A 14,869-nucleotide genomic window follows, 5' to 3' on the forward strand; every position below is an offset into this window, starting at 1 on the left:
CCATCGCGATGGATGCCGTTGCCGACCTGCCGCTCGCCGGAATCCGCGTCCTCGACCTGTCCCGGGTCCTGGCCGGGCCCTGGTGCGCGCAGGTGCTGGGCGATCTCGGCGCCGACGTGATCAAGGTCGAGCACCCGGAGCGCGGCGACGACACCCGCGACTGGGGCGTGCCGACGAGCCCCGGCAACACCTCGTATTTCGACAGCGTGAACCGCAACAAGCGCTCGATCGGCGTCGACCTCGCCACGCCGGAGGGGCTGGCGATCGTCAAGGCGCTCGCCCGCGAGAGCGACGTGCTCGTCCAGAACTTCAAGACCGGCGGGGCCGAGAAGCTCGGCCTCGGCTACGCGGACCTGTCGGCGGAGAATTCCGGCCTGATCTACTGCTCGATCGCCGGCTACAGCTCCGACGGCTCCGAGGCCGGCCGGCCCGGCTACGACCTCGTGGTCCAGGGCGAATCCGGCGTGATGGCGCTCAACGGCGAGGCCGGGGGACCGCCCCTCAAGTTCGGGGTCGCGGCGGTCGACCTGTTCACCGGCCAGTTCGCCGCCCAGGCCGTGCTGGCCGCCCTGTACCAGCGGGAGCGGACCGGGCGCGGCCGGACCGTCGACCTCGCCCTGTTCGATTGCGGCGTGGCGCTGACCTCCTATTACGGCCTGGAGGCGCTCGCCCGGGGGATCGATCCGCCCCGCTACGGCAACGCCCACCCGTCGATCGTGCCCTACGGGGTGTTCGAGGCCGGCGACGGGCCGGTGGTGATCACGGTCGGCAACAACGGGCAGTACCGCCGCTTCTGCGAGCAGGTGCTGGAGCGGCCGGACTGGGTCGCCGACCCGCGCTTCGCCACCAACCTCGACCGGTCGCGCAACCGCGCCGCCTTCATCCCCGTGCTGGAGGCCGAGCTCGCCAAGTGGGAGCGCGCGCCGCTGATCGCGCGGCTCCGGGCGGCGGGCATCCCCTGCGGCGAGGTGATGGGCCTGCGCGAGGCGCTCACCTGCGACCGCGCCCGGGAAGCCGGGCTGGTGGTCGCGGCACCGGAGGCGGCCTCCGCGAACGCCCACGTCATCGCCCCGCCCTACCGGCTCGACGGTCGCCGGCTGCCGGTGCGCCGCATGCCGCCGGGCCTCGGGGATTCGAGCGCCGAGATCCTGGCCGAGCACCTGGACTACCCCGAGGCCGCGCGCGACGCCCTGCGGACCAAGGGCGTGGTCCGCTAGGCTGCCGCCGCCCGCCGGCGCGCGCCCCGGCCTAACGCAGCACGCCCTCGGCGAGGGCCCGCTGGATGCCCCGGACATCCGCGCCCTTCTTCAGGGTGCGCTGGATCGGCTCCGCCGCCCCCGAGACCCAGATCTTCAACTCGGCGTCGAGGTCGAACGTGCCGGCGGTCTCGACCGAGAAACGCACGATCGCGCGGTACGGCACCGACAGGAACTCGACCTTGCTGCCGGTCACGCCCTGGACGTCGATCAGGATGACGCGGCGCTCGGTGAACACGAACACGTCCCGGATGATCTTGAAGGCGAGCCGCGCCGTCTCGCCCTCGATCAGGATGCCGTCGAGCCGGCGCTCCAGGGAGGCTGCGTCGACGGCCGAGCCGTGTCCGAGCAATCCGTCCAGTAGGCCCATGGCCGCTCATCTCGTGCTGGTCCGCGTCGATGCCGAGGATGGCGCCTGAGCGCCGCCGCGGCAACCGCCCGCCGTCAGGCGCAGGTCGAGGCGTCCGACGGCCCGTCGGGCCGGCACCGGGCGTCGAAGCTTCGCGCGAGTTCGGCGAGGCTGACGGAACCGAGCCGCGCGACCAGGAGCGCCTCGGCCTCGCGCAGCGTGTCCTCGACCGCCGCGTTGACGACCTTCTCGACCGCGCAGGCCGGGTTCGCGCGATCGCTGCCGATCGCGAAGATGCGGGGGCCGCCGACCGCGCGGTGAACGTCGAGCAGCGAGACCGCGTTCAGGTCCGCCGCGATGGACCATCCGCCGCCGTGCCCCTTCTCCGATTTCACGTAGCCCGCGGTTCTGAGCCCCGCCATCGTTCGGCGGACGACCACGGGGTTCGTCCCGAGCATCCGCCCGATCGCTTCGGACGTCATCGGTCCGTCGTGGCGGGCCATGTGAAGCAGCACATGGAGCGTTCGGGAGAGGCGGCTGTCGGTGCGCACCCGTCGATCCATCACACCGGGCTCGGGATTGGCAACCGTGCCGCATCACGATACTTATCAAGTTACGTGATAGAGCGGAGCCGAAGCGGTGCGCGAGTTCGAGAACCCCGATCGGTGGGACAAGGTCGCCGAGCACTACGAGACGACCGCCCACCCGTTCACGGCGCGCTTCGCCGAGGCGGCGCTCGCGCGGGTGCCGCTGACCGGGCGGAGCCGCGTCCTCGACGTCGCGGCCGGCACCGGCGCCCTCGCGCTGGCCGCGGCGCGGACGGGGGCGCAGGTCCTCGCGGTCGACTTCGCGCCCGGCATGGTCGCGCGCATCGCCGGGGCGGCCCTGCCCAACGTCGACGCGCGGGTCATGGACGGCCAGGCCCTCGACCTGCCCGACGGCGGTTTCGACGCGGTGTTCTCGATCTTCGGGGTGATCATGTTCCCCGACTGGCGGAAGGGCCTCGCCGAGATGGCGCGCGTGACGCGGCCCGGGGGACGGGGCGTCGTCGCGACGTGGCAGGACCAGGGCGCGGCGACGTTCCTGCTGCTCGGCGAGATCCGCCGCCGGCTGTTCCCCGAGCGCGAGAGCCGGGCGATGCCCGACGGGGTGCGGGCGCTCGGCGATCCGGCCGGGTTCGCCCGGGAACTGGTCGCGGCCGGGTACGCGGCCCCGCGAATCGACCGGGTGACCTTTGACTACGCGCTCGACGTCGCCCTGCTCGACGACCCCGACACGGTGTTCGGCCTGTCGCCGGACTGGGTCGACCTGAGCGCGGACGACCGGGCCGCGGTGATCGCGGAGGCACGGCGCATGGCGGGCGGTCGACCCGTCCTGCCGATCCCCTCCACCGCGCTGATCGGCGTCGCGGAGCGCTGAGCGACGCTTCGGCGCGGGACCCGGCGCCTCAGCGGGTCGCGCGCGCGTCCGCGAGCCGCGCCCGCGCGTCGTCCAGAACCCGGGTCAGGGCCGCGTCCCACGAGACCCGCGGCTGCCAGCCGGTGGCGGCGTGGAGGCGGCCGGCATCGCCCGCGGCCAGGGGGATCTCGGTCGGCCGCACTCGCTCCGGGGCGATGCGGATCTCGAACGGGACCCGGGCCCGGGCACGCAGGTCCTCGAGGACGCTGGCGATCGTCCGCGGCTTGCCCGAGCTGATGTTGAACACGCTCCCGTCCGCCAGGGAGTCCGCCCGGCCGATCAGGTCGGCGTAGGCGTTCGCCACGTCGGCGACGTCGAGGAAGTCGCGGTAGGACGAGAGGTTGCCGACCTCCAGGCAGGGCGGCACGAGGCCGGCCTCGATCCGGGCGATCTGTCCCGCGAAGGAGGCCACGACGAAGCGCTCGTCCTGGCCGGGACCGATATGGTTGAACGGCCGCAGCACGACGAGCTTCACGCCGATGCGGGGCAGCAGGTCGCGGAGCAGCTGCTCGCCGACCCATTTCGACCGGGCGTAGGTGTTGCGCGGCAGCGGCTCGACCGCCTCGCTGAGGGCGTGGCCGGCGAGGAACGCGCTGCCGTAGACCTCGCCGGAACTGACGAAGAAGAAGGTGCAGCCCGGCACCGCCTCCACCGCGGCCACGAGGTTCATCAGGCCGTTGACGTTGACCCGCCACGTCTGGCCCGGGCCGCTCGCGGAATCCGCCACCGAGGCGAGGCCCGCCAGGTGCAGGATCGCGGTCGGCCGGAACCGCGCCACGAAGCCGCCGAGCGCGGCCTCGTCGAGGAGGTCGATCGCCGCGTAGGTGACGCCTTCCGGCAGGCGCGGCGACCGCCCCCGCCCGATCCCGGCCACGCAGTCGCCCGCCCGCGCCGTCGACCCCGCCGTCGCCCCCGCCAGGAGCGGCAGGACGTGGCCGCCCACGAAACCGGCCGCCCCGGTGACGAGGACGCGCCGCGGGACCGGGCCGCCGGACCCGTGGGGAGAGGGCGCGCTCACGGCGCGATCCGGGCGGGGAGCGTCACCTAGCCCGGGTTCCGGGTTCCCCAGCGCACGCCCATGCTGCCCTGCCCGGCCCCCGGCGAGCTGCCGGCATCGGCGCCGATCGCCGGGCCGGAGGCGGTCTTCGGCCGGTGCTGCGAGCCGGCTGCCAGGGGCTGCGACGCCAGCGTGTCGGGCACCTCGGACAGGACCTCCTCGTCGCGATCGGTGGCGAACTGGCCCGCCTTGCGGAAGGTCCAGAGATAGCCCGGCACCACCGCCTCCGCGGCGGTCGGCGTGATCCCGATCCCCTCGAAGGTCCGGCCCTCGGCCTTGGCGGCCTCCGAGACGACGTTGTCGTTCTGGAGCAGCGTGACCTGATCGCGGGTCAGCTTCAGCGAATCCGGCAGCAGGCCGAAGGTCAGCGTGTCGGCGATCTCCAGCATGCGGGCCTGGAGCTTGGCCGCCGGCACGGGCAGGTCGACGACGACCCGCTTCCGCCGGATCGTCTTCAGCATGTAGCGCACGAAATGCTCCAGCGTGCCCACCTCCGGGCCGCCGAGCTCGTAGACCTTGCCGGGCGCCAGGGTGCCGTCGACCGCGCGGGCGATCGCCTCGGCGACGTCGCCCACGAAGGCCGGCTGGAAGCGGGACTGGCCGCCGGCCAGCGGCAGGACCGGGAGCGCCCGGGCGAGGCCGGCGAAGCGGTTGAAGAAGCTGTCACCCGGCCCGAAGATCAGCGAGGGCCGGAACACGACCGCGTCCGGGCAGGCGGCGAAGACCCGCGCCTCGCCCTCCGCCTTGGTGCGCGCGTAGAGCGACGGCGAGGCCGGATCGGCGCCGATCGCCGAGACCTGGATCATCCGGGCGCCCTGGCGCGCCGCGGCGCGGGCGATCGCCTCGGCCCCGTCGACCTGCAGCCGCGCGAAGCTCTGGGAGCCGGTCTCCTGCAGGATGCCGACGAGGTTAATCAGCACGTCCGACCGCTCGGCGGCCCGGGCCACCGAGTCCGGGTAGCGCAGGTTCGCCTGGACGGCGACGATCTGGTTGACCTTCCCGAGCGGCTGCAGGAACAGCGCGAGGTCCGGCCGGCGCACCGCGACGCGGATCCGGTAGCCGCGCTTGGCCAGCGCCCGCACCACGTGCCGGCCCAGGAAGCCGGAGCCGCCGTAGATGGTCACGAGCTGGTCCTGCGGGCGCAGGGGGCCCGGGGCGGCGGCGGAATGCGTCTGCTCGCTGGTGTGCGCCGTCGCGGACGCCGTCGTGTTGTCTTGGCCGCTCATCGCCGTGGTCTCGAGCTCCTCGCGCGCCTCGGGGCGCCGTCAGGCGGCCTACTTAGCCTAACTTCGGCGCGATGGGAGCCGCCGAATGCGCCGCCGCGCCATTCCGGTGAACAGCGCGGGGCGGATGATCGCGGCCGAGGGACCGCGCGCCGGCTCGCGGGAGGCTGATCACGGGGCTGGAACGGGTGCCGCCGCCGTGCATTCTTCCCCACCATACGGCCCTGCCGAATCGCGCGGATGGGACGCGCCGGGGACTTCGATGATTGTAGGGATGCTCGTTTCCGCGGCGATCGCGGTGCTCGGTCTGCTGGTGGCGCTCGGGTACGTCGGCCACCCGATCGACGCGCAGCTCGTCAGCAACTACGGCTGGAGCATCCTGATCATCGGCGTCGCGCTGTTCGTGCTGTTCACCTGGGCCCGGTACAGCCGGACGCGCCGGCGGCGCTCCGTCTGACGCCCGGCCTCAGGCGACCTTGATTCGGCGGCGCATCTCCCGCGCCACGGCCGGGCGCGCGCTCGGCCGGCCGCTCACCGCCCGCGGGGCGCCGACGATGAGGCTCTGGCGCTCGCGCGCGATGAACGCCGTCGGCATCTCGGCCTGGAGGTCGGCCTCCATGTCGCGCAGCGCCGTGTCGGAATGGGCCGGGTGCAGGTGGATGATCCCGAGCGCCTTCACGCCGGCGTTCCGGGCGAGCTCCACGCCCTTCTGCCAGGTCGAGTGCCCCCAGCCCCGGCAGGTCGGATATTCCCCGTCGGTGAACATGCCGTCATAGACCATCAGGTCGGCGTCGGCGACGAAGGCGGCGAGCTCCGGATCCGGCCACGGGTCGCTGTGCTCGATGTCGCTGATCAGGCACAGGCGTCGGCCGCCGTGCTCGAACCGGTAGCCGACCGATCCCTGCGGATGGTTCAGCAGGATCGTGGCGACGCGCGTGCCGTCCGGGAAGGCCAGGGTCTGACCCGCCTCGAAGCCGTGGTGGTGGAAGGTGCAGCACAGCTTGTCGAGCGTAACCGGAAAGAGCGGCGGCGCGAACAGGCGGTCGAGGGTCGGCCCGGCCGATTCGCCGCCGAGGTTGCCGCAATAGGTGTTGATCACCCGGTCGGGATCGAGGACCGCCGGCTTGAAGAAGGGCAGACCCGCGGTGTGGTCGAGATGCAGGTGGCTGAACAGCAGGTCGACTTCCTGGGGCAGATCGGTCCGGTGACCCTGCCCGAGGTTGTAGATGCCCGAGCCCGCGTCGACGATGAACATGCGCTGGCCGCACCGCACCTCGATGCAGGGCGTGCTGCCGCCGAACTCGGCGTATTGCGGGCCGCTGACGGGCGTCGAGCCGCGGACGCCCCAGAAGCGCAGTGCGAGGTCCTGGTCGGCCGCCAGGATGGTCGGCTCGGAACTGTTCGACATGGCGATCACGAATCCGCGGACAGTCGGTCCCGATCACTTATGATCGAAACCCCGTCGCCGTTCCGGGAAGGTAGCTCTGAATACGGCAGGCCGACGGAGCAGGTGTACCGCTCATCCCCTGCCGTATCATGAATTGGTGTGCCGCACGCGGTCGTGATGTGCGTCCGCGCACACGCACGGGCCGCCGCGAGGGGCCTTCGCATGCTCAGAGGGGCTCCGCGGCGGCCAGGAGACCGGCCGGCGACCCGGCCAGAATCGGGCGGCCGGTCGCCGATCCGGCGAGTCCCGCGGCCAGCCAGGACGGGAGTGCGTCGCTGTACCGCGTCGGGAGCGGCGCGACCAGGGCCCCGAACGGGTCGGGCGCCCGCTCGTAGACCGGCACGAACCCCGCCATCTGCCGCGGCGACAGGCCCGATCCGGGCGCGGCCCAGCCGGCCCAGACCGTCTCGGGTACCGGGCGATGGACGCGATGGCCCGGCACGACCACCACCTCCTGCCCGGCAAAGGCCAGGGCCTCCGGCCGGCTGATGTCCCCCACCGCGCCGCCCCGGGCCGTGTAGGCCGCCCAGAAGGCGTTCTGCCCGCCGTCGGAATAGGTGGTGCGCACGGCCGGCTCGCCCGCCTCGGCGAGCGCGGCCATCCGCGCCTCCTCGACCGCCCGGCGGGTGGTGACGGCCGCCTCGACGGCGGGATCCCGGGCGGGCGCGAAGGCGTACCGGCCCGCGACGACCGAGACCTGCAGCTCCTCCCGGCTGGCCTCGAACCGGTCGGAGCCGGCCTTGAGCTCCCGCCAGAAGGCGATGTTGGGATCGGTCCGGTGGCGGGCCATGTTCTCGGCCGTCATCCGGAACGGGTAGGACTGGAACTGGAAGGCCGCCTGCCCGCCGTTCAGCGCGTCCCGGGCGATGGCGTAGATCTCGCCGACCGTGCCGTTGGTCATGGCGAAGCAGCCCATGGACGAGCAGATCCCGTGCACCATCACGGCGGAGCCGGTGCCGCCATGGGCCCGGTCGTAGGCGTTGGGATAGCCGACGTCGAAGGACAGATAGTAGTGCGAGTTCGGGTTCATCTGGCGCCGGGGCACGGCGTAGAACCCCTCCGGGGTCTGACGGTCGCCGGTCCTGCGCTTGGGCCCGAGCTGGCCGGACCAGCGGCAGATCGGGAAGGTCTTGATGTAGACGTAGCCCGCGGCGCCCTTCTTCCAGACCTCGATCTCCGATTCCTTCTTGTAGGCCCGGAACAGGACCGGCGAGGCGGCCGTCACGCCCTTCTGCGCCATCAGCGCGAGGGTCGCGGCCGGAATCGGCGCCTCGGCCTTGCCCGCCTGCGCGGCGGCCGGGCCTGCGAGGGCCAGCAGAACGAGGCCGGCGGCGAGGGGAAGCGAGGTCGACAGGGGCATGAACCGTCCGCGCTGGATCGGCCGGGATGGCTGCCGGACGGGCGCGGCCTCGCGACCTGACGGAGTATTGCGGCGGCCGTGAGGCTGCGCGTCCGGTCCGCCCGCCGCCCCGCCCGTCGCTCCGCGGAGGCGCCGCCTCCCCCACGGACGGGCACCGCCGCCGGTTCCCCTCAGGCCGCGGGTTCCGGCTCCCGCTCGGCATCCGCCGGCACGGGCGCGACGACCGCGCTGTTCTCCACGGCGATCACCGCGTCGAACGGCGCGGCGCACTCGGCGAGGCCCGTCTCGGACAGGAAGACGATGAGGCCGCGCCCGGTCCGCGCCTGCCGCAGCTGGGCGAGACGCTCGCGCGCGCCCTCGGCCTTCCGCTCGTCCATCGCGACCGCCACCACGAGGATGTCGGGGTCGCGGGCGAGGCACCGGCTCAGCTCGATCGCCACCCGCTCGCGGGCGTTGATCGCGCCGTCCGCCAGCGCCCCGGTGCTGGGCTGGATCTCGACCTTGCTGTCGAGGCCGAGGCCGTAGACCGAGGCCTCGAGGCCCTCGTCCGCCAGCACCCGCCGCACCAGTTCGCGCACCCGCGGCTCGGCATTGGCCTCGCCGAGGCTGATCCGGCCGAACAGCAGGTTCTCCTCCAGGCTCGCGGCCGGATTGACCCGCGAGGGATCGTGGAAGACCACCGCGCCGGCGAGGTGGGCCGGCAGCATCCGGGCGAAGGACCGGCGCGCCTGCACGAGGCGCTCCTCGAACGGGCCGTCGATCAGGCCGAAGCGGTGGCGGGACTCGTTGTAGCGCAGCGCGAGGCCGATCAGCCGCGCGCGGTCGCGCTGGCCCGCCGGTCCCCGCCGCAGGCTCGCCGCGCCTGGCAGGCGCGCCACGAGATCCTCGAAATAGCCCCGCTCGGCCGCCTGGAACAGCGAGTAGGCGTCGAACAGGGGATGGTCATTGGGCAGGTCGGCGAAGATCTCCACCGTGCTGCGGGCCACCGACAGGCCGATCTCGGTGAGCGGCCGGACCAGCCCCTCGGCCTCCAGGACCGCCCGCAGGTAGGGGTGGCGCGCGAAGCGCAGGGGCGCGAAGGTGCCGCCCACCGGCTCGCCGAACAGGATGTTCTCGCCGATGCTCGCCTGGTTGTTGTAGCGGTCGGGGTCGAAGGGCTCGACGAGGCGCTCGGCGCCCTTGGCGGCCAGCGCCACCCGCATGGTGCGGCGCGCGGCGACGATCGCGGCGGCGAGCCGCGGCTGGGCGGCCGGGTCGAGCCGCCCGGTCAGCCCGCGGGCGTACACGAAGCCGTCGAGGCCGGTGAGCCGGCTGATGCCGATCAGCGCGATGTCGTCGGGCGCGGTCGCCGGATCGGTGCCGTAGAGCAGGTTCTGCCGGAGGGAGCCCTCCATCAGGATCGCCTCGCCGGACGTGAAGGCGATCCGCCGGGCGCGCTCGGCGGCGTCGAAGTCGCGCAGGTCCGTGCCCGCGTAGGTGACGGCGCCGGCCGTCGGCTCGACCTGGCCGGCCAGCACCGCCGCCAGCGCGCGGGCGCCGCTGCCGCGGCTGCCCGTGATCGCCACGTGCCCCGGCATCGACACGGCCACGTCGACGCCGGTCAGGCGCTCGCCCGTGGCCGGATCGAAGGCGCCGACGCCCTCGGTGGCCAGGATCCCGGACCGGGGCAGCGGCAGGGCGGCGGTGCCGCTGCGGGCGGCCCGGGCCCGCCGCCCCTCGAGGGCCGCGATGGTGCGGGCGAGGTCGCGCAGGCGCGGGCGCACCGACCTGCGGACCATCCAGAGACGCGCGCAGATCGCCGCGAGCCAGCCGGCGAGGCCGAAGGCGCCCACGGCCGCCACGAGGGCGGCCGGATCCACCGGGGCCGCGGGCGGCTGGCCCGGTCCCGAGCGCCACAGCGCGGTGCCGGCGGCGATCGCCGGAAGGATCACCGCCAGGGCCAGGGCCGGCGCCCGGGCATAGGCCAGCCGCGCCTCGGCCCGCCCGACATTGGCCCGCATCGCGGCGACGCGGGCGGCGATCCGGCGGCGCTCGATCGCCGCCGCGCCGTGGTTGCGCACGGCGGGCAGCCGCCGGACGAGGTCGTTCAGGCTCTCCTCGGCGCGCGCGCTCGAGCGCAGCCGCAGATCGTGCCGGTCGCGCGCGCGCTCGAGCACCAGCCCGTAGGCGAGGCCGATCGCCGCGAGGCCGATCACCGCCGCGGGGACCAGCCTGGGCGCGGCGAGCGCCGCGAAGCCGAGGGCCAGGATCAGGGCCGCGAGGGTCATCGCCGGCAGGACGATGCCGGCGGCCAGCAGGCGGTCGGCCCGGGCCAGTACCTCGCCGACGATCCGGGTGAGGCCGCGCGCCTCGTCCCGCGCGCCCGCGGGGGCGTCGAGGATCGCCTGCAGCACGCCCTCGCGGACGGCGTCCCCGGCCCTGTTCTGCGCCTTGAAGCACAGGCGCGCCACGAACCAGCCGACCCCCGCCAGCGCCAGGGCGCAGACCGCGATGCACAGGAAGGCCGTGAGTTCGAGTTCGGCGGGGCGCATCGGGATGCCGGGGACGAGCACCAGTTCCCGGCCCGGGAGCTCCGCCGCCACGCGCAGGAACGGGAGGACCGGCGCCTCGTCGCGCGGCAGGACCGCGATCAGGTCGCGCAGGCACAGGAGCGCGAGCGCGCAGAGCGGCGCGCCGACCCCGACCGCGAGGGCCGCCGCGACGGTGTGCTGCGGCCGCGCGGCGCGCCACGTCAGGAGGAGAGGATCGGATTCCATGCGTCTCCGGACAGCATCGGGCGGGTCCGCCGCGGTCCGCCGCCGTCCGCGGCATAGGCCTTCGGGGCCGCGGCGGAAAGGGCGGCCGGCGCGGCCCGGCCCCGTGCGACATGTCGGCAGAACTGATCCAAGTTCTAGCCCTGGAATGGAAGCGCTCTAGGTTGGATTCCGTGCGCGGCGCGACCCTGGAGGCTGCCGCGAGGCCCGGTCGCCGCGTCCGCCCGGGCCGCGTCGCGCGGGCGTGCCGGCGCAGCCGATCTCGGGCGGGATCAGAGGATGGGGTGACGCGTGCGGCGAGGGGCTGAGCAGACCGAAGGGCCCGGGACCGCCTGATGGCGCAGCTGTTCACCCCGGGCGCCGACGCGCTCTACCGCCTCGCGCTGATGACCGGCGTGGCCTGCCTGGTGGGCGTCCCGGTCCTGGCGGCCGGGATCGTGCGCTCGAACTACGTCACGGGCGTCGGGATCGCGCCGGCCCAGCCGCTGCCGTTCAGCCACAAGCACCATTCCGGCGAGCTCGGCATCCAGTGCCGCTACTGCCACACCACGGTCGACCGGGAGGCCACCGCCGGCATCCCGCCGACGCACACCTGCATGACCTGCCACTCGCAGATCTGGACCGGCTCCGAGATGCTCAAGCCGGTGCGCGACAGCTACGCGCAGGACAAGCCGCTGGAATGGAAGCGGCTGAACAAGCTGCCGCAATACGTCTACTACAACCACTCCGTCCACGTGACGAAGGGGATCGGCTGCTCGACCTGCCACGGCGACGTCACGTCGATGCAGATGACCTACCGGGCCAACGCCTTCGAGATGCAGTTCTGCCTCGATTGCCACCGGGCCCCGGAGAAGTACGTCCGCACGCCGGATCAGGTCTGGAACATGACCTGGAAGCCGCCGGCCGACCAGGCGAGTCTGGGGCCCAAGCTCGTGGCCCAGTACCATATCCGCGGCGGGGAGCGGCTGACCGAATGCGGGATCTGCCACCGATGACCGGCGCCCCCGACATCGCGGCCCTGCGCGAAAAACTCGCCGGCGGCGACGGACCGCGCTTCTGGCGCAGCCTCGACGCCGTGGCCGACAGCCCCGAGTTCCGCGCCTATCTGGCGGCCGAGTTCCCGTCGGCGTCCCGGCTCGCCGCTGCCCCGGAGCGGCGCGGCTTCCTGAAGCTCATGGCCGCCTCCTTCGCGCTGGGCGGCCTCACGGCCTGCGGCGGGGGCAGCGGCCGCGACTACGAGGTGCCCTACGTCAACCAGCCCGAGCGGATCGTGCCCGGCACGGACCTGTCCTACGCCTCCTCGGCGGTGTTCGACGGCTTCGGCAACGGCATCCTGGTCACCACCCGCAACGGCCGCCCCCTGAAGATCGAGGGCAACCCCGAGCATCCCTGGAGCCGCGGCGGCACCGACGTGCTGGCCCAGGCCTCGGTCCTCGGGCTCTACGACCCGTTCCGCTCCCAGGCGGTGCAGCATCTCGGCCGGCCGAGCTCCTGGCCGGCGTTCCGGGCGGATCTCCAGGCGCGGATGCCGGGCTGGCGCGAGAGCCGGGGCGAGGGTCTCGCCCTGCTCACCGGCCCGGTGACGTCGCCCGGCGTGGCGGCCCAGATCGCGCGGCTGCGGGCCGCCTACCCGGCTCTGCGCTGGTACACCGGCGCCGGGGCCGGCCGCGGCGGGATCTACGAGGGCGCCCGCCAGGCCTACGGCCGGCCGCTGGAGACCATCCCGGATTTCGGCCGCGCCCGCACCATCGTGGCGCTGGACGGCGATTTCCTGGACCTCGGGCCCGGCCAGGTCGGCCTGTCGCGGCGCTGGAGCGAGGCGCGGCGCGCGGCCTACGCGGAGGGGCGCCTTCTCACCCTCCACGCGGCGGCGCCGACGCCGACGCTGACCAGCGCCAAAGCGGATTACGGACTCGCGGTCCCGGCCGGCCGGCTGGAGAATCTCGCCCGGGACCTCCTCGCCCTGGCCGCCGGCGGCGCGGCGCCGGCGGGCGACGACCCCGTCGCGCGCTGGACGCGGGGTGCCGGCACGGCGCTCGCCGAGGCCCGGGGAAGCGGCATCGTCACCGCCGGCCTGACCGCGAGCCCGGAACTGCACGCGCTGGTCCACCGCCTCAACGGCGCCCACGGCAACACCGGCGCGACCCTGGTCCACACGGCGCCCGCGGAAGAGACGGGCGCCGGGACCCTCGCGGAGCTCGCGGAGGCCCTGGATCAGGGTGCCGTCAAGGCGCTCGTCGTGCTCGGCGCCAACCCGGTCTACGAGGCGCCGGGCGCCCTCGACTTTGCCGCCCGGATGGCGCGCGTCCCGCTCAAGATCCACGCGGGACTCTACTACGACGAGACGGGCGCGCACGCCGACTGGCACCTGCCCGCCGCCCACCCGCTGGAATCCTGGGGCGACATCCGGTCCCTCGACGGGACCGTGGGGCTGATCCAGCCGACCGTCGCGCCCCTCTACAACGGTCGGACGCCCTCGGAGATGCTGGCCTTCCTGGCCGGCGGCGAGGGCGGGGAGAGCGGCCAGGACGCCCTCGACCTCCTCAAGGCGGGCGCGCGCAGCGCCGGCGAGGACGACGCGGCCTTCGAGGCCCGCTTCACCGAGGCCCTACGCCTCGGCTTCTGGGCGGGCAGCGCGCGCCCGGCCGAGACCGTCGCGCTGACGCAGGCGGCGGCCCCCGCGGCCGCCCCATCCCCCGCGTCCGCCGGCGAGGTCGAGGTGCTGTTCCGGCCCGATCCGACGATCTGGGACGGCACCCACGCCGACCTCGCGTGGCTGCAGGAACTCCCGAAGCCCCTGACCAAGGTGGTCTGGGAGAACGTGGTCGCGGTGAGCCCGCGCCTCGCCGAGCGCTCGGGGATCGCGACGGGCGACATCCTGCGGGTCGAGGCCGGCGGCCGCGCGGTCGAGGGGCCGGCCTGGATCCTGCCCGGCCAGGCCGACGACACCGTCACCCTCACCCTGGGCTACGGCCGCGACGTGCCGGACCACCTCGCCCGCGGCCTCGGCTACGATTCCGCGCCCCTGCGCCCGGCCGGTTCGACCTGGCGCCTCGTCGGCGCACGGCTGACGAAGACCGGCCGCGTGCGCATGCCGGTGACCACCCAGCACCTCGGCACGATGGAGGGGCAGGACCTCGTGCGCGTCCAGGCGCTCGGCGCCGCGCCCGCGGGCGACCCGAAGGGTGCGCCGACCCCCGCCTCGTTCTACCCGCCCCCGGAGAGCCAGGACCGCTGGGTCGCCGCGCAGTGGGGCATGGCCATCGACCTCGACGCCTGCATCGGCTGCAACGCCTGCGTCACCGCCTGCCAGGCGGAGAACAACATCCCCGTGGTCGGGCGCGAGGAGGTCGCGCTCGGCCGCTGGATGGGCTGGCTGCGGGTCGACCGCTACTACGCGGGCGGCCTCGACGCCCCGACCACGCATTTCCAGCCGGTGCCCTGCATGCATTGCGAGCAGGCGCCCTGCGAGCTCGGCTGCCCCGTCGAGGCGACGCTCCACGACAGCGAGGGCCTGAACCTGCAGGTCTACAACCGCTGCGTCGGCACCCGGACCTGCCAGAGCTACTGCCCCTACAAGGTCCGGCGCTTCAACTACCGCGACTATACCGGCGGCACGACCCCGGTGGAGCAGCAGCAGCGCAACCCCGAGGTCACGGTTCGGTCCCGCGGCGTGATGGAGAAGTGCACCTACTGCATCCAGCGGATCACGGCGGCGCGGATCACCTCGGCCAAGGACGCCCACGCGCCGATCCCCGACGGGAGCGTCGAGACCGCCTGCCAGGGCGCCTGCCCGACCCGGGCGATCACCTTCGGCAACGTCGCCGACCCGGGGAGCCAGGTCTCGGCCGCCCGACGGGACACCCGGGAATACGCGCTCCTCGGCCACCTGAACACGCGGCCGCGCACCACTTACCTCGCCGGGCTCGCCCCGGCCGCGGATCCGAACGGACGGGAGGGCTGAGC

The 14,869-nt window shown here is 74.1% G+C and carries 12 protein-coding genes; 5 read left to right on the forward strand and 7 right to left on the reverse strand.

Going from position 1 to position 14,869, the window contains the following annotated elements; genetic code table 11:
- Positions 1-8 precede the first annotated feature (8 nt).
- Positions 9-1,217: a CaiB/BaiF CoA transferase family protein gene (locus BM314_RS20425; RefSeq protein ID WP_091979858.1), complete on the forward strand. Its 1,209-nt coding sequence runs from the start codon at positions 9-11 to the stop codon at positions 1,215-1,217.
- A 31-nt stretch (positions 1,218-1,248) separates the two neighbouring features.
- On the opposite strand, the gene BM314_RS20430 is transcribed toward BM314_RS20425, so the two are convergent.
- Both BM314_RS20430 and BM314_RS20435 read right to left on the reverse strand, forming a co-directional pair.
- Positions 1,249-1,626 carry a PH domain-containing protein gene (locus BM314_RS20430; protein ID WP_020092393.1) on the reverse strand — a complete coding sequence of 126 codons (378 nt, stop codon included), beginning with the start codon at positions 1,624-1,626 and terminating at the stop codon, positions 1,249-1,251.
- Positions 1,627-1,700: 74 nt separating this feature from the next.
- Positions 1,701-2,156 carry an Rrf2 family transcriptional regulator gene (locus BM314_RS20435; RefSeq protein WP_207904183.1) on the reverse strand — a complete coding sequence of 152 codons (456 nt, stop codon included), beginning with the start codon at positions 2,154-2,156 and terminating at the stop codon, positions 1,701-1,703.
- 88 nt (positions 2,157-2,244) lie between these two features.
- Between BM314_RS20435 and BM314_RS20440 the strand changes: the two genes are divergently transcribed.
- On the forward strand, positions 2,245-3,024 hold the full coding sequence (locus BM314_RS20440) for a class I SAM-dependent methyltransferase (protein ID WP_091979862.1): 780 nt from the start codon (positions 2,245-2,247) through the stop codon (positions 3,022-3,024).
- A 28-nt stretch (positions 3,025-3,052) separates the two neighbouring features.
- Here the strand turns inward: BM314_RS20440 and BM314_RS20445 are convergent, their stop codons facing one another.
- Complete coding sequence (locus BM314_RS20445) at positions 3,053-4,081, reverse strand: GDP-mannose 4,6-dehydratase (protein WP_091979864.1); 1,029 nt, start codon at positions 4,079-4,081, stop codon at positions 3,053-3,055.
- Between the two features lie 26 nt (positions 4,082-4,107).
- A complete protein-coding gene (locus BM314_RS20450; RefSeq protein WP_020092389.1) occupies positions 4,108-5,346 on the reverse strand; it encodes a complex I NDUFA9 subunit family protein in 1,239 nt (412 codons plus the stop codon).
- A 271-nt stretch (positions 5,347-5,617) separates the two neighbouring features.
- On the opposite strand from BM314_RS20450, the gene BM314_RS20455 reads away from it, so the two are divergent.
- Positions 5,618-5,800 (forward strand): hypothetical protein, encoded by a 183-nt coding sequence (locus tag BM314_RS20455; RefSeq protein ID WP_020092388.1) that lies wholly within the window; start codon positions 5,618-5,620, stop codon positions 5,798-5,800.
- 9 nt (positions 5,801-5,809) lie between these two features.
- On the opposite strand, the gene BM314_RS20460 is transcribed toward BM314_RS20455, so the two are convergent.
- From BM314_RS20460 to BM314_RS20470, 3 genes are all read right to left on the reverse strand, one after another.
- Entirely contained in the window at positions 5,810-6,751 is a 942-nt protein-coding gene (locus tag BM314_RS20460) for an MBL fold metallo-hydrolase (protein WP_020092387.1), read from the reverse strand.
- A 205-nt stretch (positions 6,752-6,956) separates the two neighbouring features.
- Complete coding sequence (locus BM314_RS20465; RefSeq protein WP_091979866.1) at positions 6,957-8,150, reverse strand: L,D-transpeptidase family protein; 1,194 nt, start codon at positions 8,148-8,150, stop codon at positions 6,957-6,959.
- A gap of 170 nt (positions 8,151-8,320) precedes the next feature.
- Positions 8,321-10,906, reverse strand: coding sequence for a P-loop NTPase family protein (locus BM314_RS20470; protein ID WP_091979868.1), 2,586 nt, complete (start codon positions 10,904-10,906; stop codon positions 8,321-8,323).
- Between the two features lie 332 nt (positions 10,907-11,238).
- Here BM314_RS20470 and BM314_RS20475 point away from each other — a divergent pair, with 332 nt between their 5' ends.
- Positions 11,239-11,898, forward strand: a complete 660-nt coding sequence (locus tag BM314_RS20475) for a cytochrome c3 family protein (protein ID WP_020092384.1) — start codon at positions 11,239-11,241, stop codon at positions 11,896-11,898.
- A complete protein-coding gene (locus BM314_RS20480) occupies positions 11,895-14,867 on the forward strand; it encodes a TAT-variant-translocated molybdopterin oxidoreductase (protein WP_091979870.1) in 2,973 nt (990 codons plus the stop codon). The genes BM314_RS20475 and BM314_RS20480 overlap by 4 nt, the downstream gene beginning before the upstream one ends.
- The last annotated feature ends 2 nt before the right edge of the window (positions 14,868-14,869 follow it).

Source organism: Methylobacterium sp. 13MFTsu3.1M2, assembly GCF_900112625.1.
GTDB lineage: Bacteria > Pseudomonadota > Alphaproteobacteria > Rhizobiales > Beijerinckiaceae > Methylobacterium.